Annotated in this window: 4 protein-coding genes; 2 read left to right on the top strand and 2 right to left on the bottom strand. The window is 68.4% G+C overall.

The genetic code is table 11. The features are described 5' to 3' along the window. Window positions 1-102 precede the first annotated feature (102 nt). Window positions 103-252, top strand: coding sequence for a hypothetical protein (locus ON38_RS36300; RefSeq protein WP_157181895.1), 150 nt, complete (start codon window positions 103-105; stop codon window positions 250-252). Between the two features lie 70 nt (window positions 253-322). Here ON38_RS36300 and ON38_RS25745 read toward each other — a convergent pair whose 3' ends face one another. Next, window positions 323-1,819 carry an MFS transporter gene (locus tag ON38_RS25745; RefSeq protein ID WP_039827602.1) on the bottom strand — a complete coding sequence of 499 codons (1,497 nt, stop codon included), beginning with the start codon at window positions 1,817-1,819 and terminating at the stop codon, window positions 323-325. Between the two features lie 131 nt (window positions 1,820-1,950). Here ON38_RS25745 and ON38_RS25750 point away from each other — a divergent pair, with 131 nt between their 5' ends. Beyond that, the gene (locus ON38_RS25750) at window positions 1,951-2,634 is read left to right on the top strand and encodes a TetR/AcrR family transcriptional regulator (protein WP_039827603.1); all 684 of its coding nucleotides are present in this window, start codon (window positions 1,951-1,953) and stop codon (window positions 2,632-2,634) included. Between the two features lie 1,135 nt (window positions 2,635-3,769). Here the strand turns inward: ON38_RS25750 and ON38_RS36305 are convergent. Continuing rightward, window positions 3,770-3,961, bottom strand: a complete 192-nt coding sequence (locus tag ON38_RS36305; RefSeq protein ID WP_157181896.1) for a hypothetical protein — start codon at window positions 3,959-3,961, stop codon at window positions 3,770-3,772. Window positions 3,962-4,507 lie beyond the last annotated feature (546 nt).

Genomic DNA, 4,507 nt, shown 5'->3' on the forward strand with positions numbered 1-4,507 from the left:
AGCGCCGGCCGAACCGCACCGTCGCCGCGGGGACCGGAATGCCGGTTCCCACGCGTCCGCCATCGTCGCACCGGCCGAGGCAGCACATAGCGGGAAATACGGGTGCTGCCGTGGACGGTCGGCGATCCCGCGACCACGAATGCCCTGATCGACCTGGATGTCGACGGTCTGATCACCGGCCGCCCGGATGTGCTGCGCACCGTGCCGGTCGGCCACGACCATCCCCTGCCGCCGGTGTCTTCCCGGCCCTGAGCCCGCCGGCAACCGATACGCCACCGCCCGCCTCCGCATATCGCGGAGGCGGGCGGTTCGGTCGCGAATATCAGTGTGCGAGTACCGGTTCCCCTTCGGCGGGCACCGGGAGCGCACTGGGCATCAATACCGCGAGCACCACCGCGCCGAGCACGAACACGCCCGCGGCCCAGGTGAAGCTGGTGGTGTAGCTCTCGATGGCCGATTGCGCGACGGTGAGCCGGTCCGGGGTCCGGGCGGCCAGATAATCACTCGAGGCCGAGGCCGCGATGGTGCTCAGCAGCGCCGTGCCGATCGACCCGCCGACCTGCTGGCTGGTGTTGATCATCGCGGACGCCACCCCGGCATCGTCGTGGCGCACACCCGAGGTAGCGCTCTGGAACGCGGTCGACATCGCGCCACCGAGACCCAGTCCGAGCAGGATCAGCCCCGGCAGGATATGAGTGGTGTATCCGGTGTCCAGCCCGATACGGGTCAGCCAGGCCATGCCGAGCGCCGCGATCGCGAACCCACTGCTCACGACCACCTTCGGCCCGAGCTTGGGCAGCAGCAGCGACGGGGTCGTGGTCGAGGAGGCGACCATGGCGGCGACCATCGGCAGGAACGCGACCCCGGTCATGATCGGCGAATAGCCCAGCGTCAGCTGCATGTAGTAGGTCAGGAACAGGAAGATTGCGAACATGCCGATGCCCATGACGAATACCGCGAGGTAGGCCCCGCCGCGAGTGCGGTCCAGCACGATGCGCAGCGGCAGCAGCGGATGGGCGACCCGGGTCTCGAGCCATACGAACACCGCCAGCAGCGCCGCGCCGCCCACGAGGAACGCGAGGGTGACCGAGTTCGTCCAGCCGTCGCTCTCGGCGTGGGAGAACCCGTAGACGATGCCGAACAGCGCGGCGGTGACCACGGCGGTACCCGGAATATCGAGCTTGGGCCGCGGCCCGCCTGCGTGCCGGGCCAGCAGCAGTACGGCGCCGACCAGCGCGACCGCCGCGAATGCCAGGTTCACGAACATCACCCAGCGCCACGAGGCCCATTCGGTGAGCGCACCGCCGAGCAGCAGGCCGATGGCGCCGCCGGTCCCGGCGACCGCGCCGAAGATACCGAAGGCCTTCGCCCGTTCCGACGGCTCGGTGAAGGTCACGGTGAGCAGCGAGAGCGCGGCCGGAGCGAGCAACGCGCCGAACACACCCTGGCCGACCCGGGCCGCCACCAGCATTTCGAAGTTGGTTGCCGCGCCGCCCACGGCGGAGGCCACCGAGAAGCCGATCAGGCCGATGATGAAGGTGTTGCGCCGGCCGAACAGGTCACTGAGCCGGCCGCCGAGCAGCAGCAGGCTGCCGAACGCCAGGGCGTAGCCGGTGATCACCCACTGCCTGCTCGCATCGTCGAACCCCAGGTCGCGCTGGGCTTCGGGAAGCGCGATATTCACCACGGTCGCATCGAGCACGACCATGAGCTGGGCGACGCCGAGCACGGCGAGAACCCACCATCGCAGCGCGTGCGAACCGCGCCGTCCCGACGGTATTTCCTGCGCGGATGGACCGCGATCGATCGTGGTAGTCATCTCGCCCCTTGGGAGAAGGTTGGATTGCTGAGAAGATCAGGAAACGGAGAACTTACCTCCGCTTGTATGAAGACTAACACAATAACGGAGATAGGGTCTCCGCTTAATCCCGGCATTGATAGGATGACGGTGTGAAACACGCCACGACCCTGCGCGCACCCCGGCGTCTGCGCGCCGACGCCGCACGCAATCAACAACGCATCGTCGAGGCGGCTCGTGAACTGTTCGCCGATCGCGGGCTGGAGATCACCCTCGACGATGTCGCCGAGCGGGCGGGTGTGGGCGTGGGCACGGTCTACCGCCGCTTCGCCAACAAGAAGGAACTCATCGCCGAGGTCTTCGAACACAACCTCAGCGCATTCGCAGACCACGCCGAGGCCGGCCTGCGCGACCCCGACCCCTGGCTCGGCCTGGTCCAGTTCGTCGAATACGCCTGCAGGCATCTCGCCGTCAACCGCGGATTCAGCGAGGTCATTCTCGAACTCGACCTCGACACAGAACGTTTCCACGGCCTGCGCGACCGCATCAAACCCGCCGTGGCCGCGATCGTCGACCGAGCCCGCGACGCCGGCGTGCTACAGCCCGAGATCGAACCGTCGGACCTGTTCGCGATGATCCATATGGTCGACGGCCTGGCCGAATTCGCCAAGCCCATCAACCCCGAGATCTGGCGGCGCTATATGGCCATCACACTCAACGGTATTCGCGCCGACAATGTCGCCCGGCAGGAACTTCCGGTCCGCGCGCTCACCGACGACGAGGTCGATCAGGCGAAATCCGCCAAGGCCGCGCCCTGCGCCGGACGCCGCCGCTGACCGGTCCACCGGGAGCGGCCGTGAAAGCCCGGGCATCCCTTCATCGCGATACGCAGGCGAGCGACGGTCGAGGCCCTTTCTGTCCGAGTTCGACGATCGCGGTGCCAACCGGAATCGCCGGGCGGTCCCGGGCCCGCCCACCAGTACCACGGCGAGATCGTCCGGCTCGGCAAGCCGGGTCCGATGGCGACATCGTCCGGCGGCCCCGCTGACTCAGGCCTCGAAGGCCGTCCCACCGCACCACTCCATCAGAAGCCGACAAACGAATCATTCGCCCACGATGCCGTGACGACCGCTCGGATAGGCCCAACGCAACGAACATCGGTGCATCGAGATCCCATTGCTTCCGACCGAGATCACTTGCGTCGCAGGCCGAATCCCCGACCGGCCCCATGCCCGACGACTGCCGCTCGAATGGTCGACGCGTAACGCCTACCAGTCGTCCGGGCAGCCGGAACCTCGACCGAAACAGCTATCGAACCACCGGGTCGGCCGCCGACCGCCGACACAGGGCCGCCACCGGCCGACTTCCGGTGGCGCCGCCCACCCTGCTCCGGAAACACGAGGCACCGGTCGTTGCGCCGATCTCCGCGCTCATGACGTGAGCGAGTCGAAACGCACCGGCCAGCGCCGAACGTGGCTCCGGCACAGGGCTTCTCCTACAGTCCTTGCCCCGAACTGGTACCGGGCTCCTCCTCCTCGGGCGATTCACCCTCCGCGGAGGCTTCGCCCTCCGCCGATGGCTCACCTTCCGCGGGAGGTTCACCGTTCGCCGGAGGCTGGCCGTTCGCGGGGGGCTGGCCGTTCGCCGGAGGCTGGCCTCCACCCGGAGGCTGACCTTCCCCAGGAGGCTGACCCTCACCCGGCGGCTGGCCCTCCGCAGGGGGCTCACCTTCCCCAGGCGGCTGACCTTCCGCGGGAGGTTCGCCCTCCGCGGGCGGCTCCCCTTCCGCAGGCGGCTGGCCTTCGCCTGGAGGCTGGCCCTCACCCGGCGGAACAGGCGGTCCTGGGTTGGGGGCCGGGGCGGACGCGGGTGGTTCATCGGACTTGTCCTCATCGGACTCCTCCTCATCACCGCTGTCGTCTTTGTCTCCGCCCATTTGAGACGCCATGGCAGCCATCATTAGAGGAGTGGCTATGTCCCCGAGGCCGCCGCCACCGGTGCCACCGCCGGTCCCGCCACCAGTGCCACCGCCGGTGCCGCCACCGGTGCCACCGCCGGTGCCGCCACCAGCGCCACCGCCGGTCCCGCCACCAGCGCCACCGCCGGTCCCGGTGCCGCCGGTTTTGCTGTCGCCCGAACCGAGTTCGTCTGCGGAGAGTTCACCCGATCCGAGGCCGTCCGGTCCGAACAAGCCGGAGTCGGAGTCGCCCGAGCCGGGGTCGGTCGCTCCGGGATCCGTCGCACCCGGATTCTGCGGATATTGCGGATTCTGCGGATTCTGCGGATTCTGCGGATTCTGCGGATTCTGCGGATATTGCGGACCCTGCGGGTACTCCATGTAATTCGGATTCGCCCGTGGCTGCGAAGCACCGGCCTGGCCGCCTACTGCGCCGCCGACATTTGCGGGCTGATCGTCCTGACCAGGGATGTCGTAGGGCTGGTCTTCAGCAGGATTCGCGGGGTCCTCCGCCCCGGGAGTCTCTTCAGAGCCGAGCTGGGTAAGCCCATAGGCGACAGCAGCGCCCCCTAGTGCAGCGCCGGCCACCAGCTTCATCTTGCCCTTACCCGAGCCGGAGCTGCTGGCAGAACCGGAACCACTACCCGAGCCACCACCGGAAGCCGAACCACGACCCGAGGCGGAGCCACCACCGGAGGCCGAGCCACCACCGGAGGCCGAACCGCCACCCGAAGCGGAGCCACCACCGGAAG

It is taken from the genome of Nocardia testacea NBRC 100365 (assembly GCF_000308775.1).
Classification (GTDB): domain Bacteria; phylum Actinomycetota; class Actinomycetes; order Mycobacteriales; family Mycobacteriaceae; genus Nocardia; species Nocardia testacea.

Coding starts and splice junctions, on each gene's coding strand:
- ON38_RS25745 (WP_039827602.1), bottom strand. CDS start 1,819: ATGACTACCACGATCGATCGCGGTCCATCCGCGCAGGAAATACCGTCG.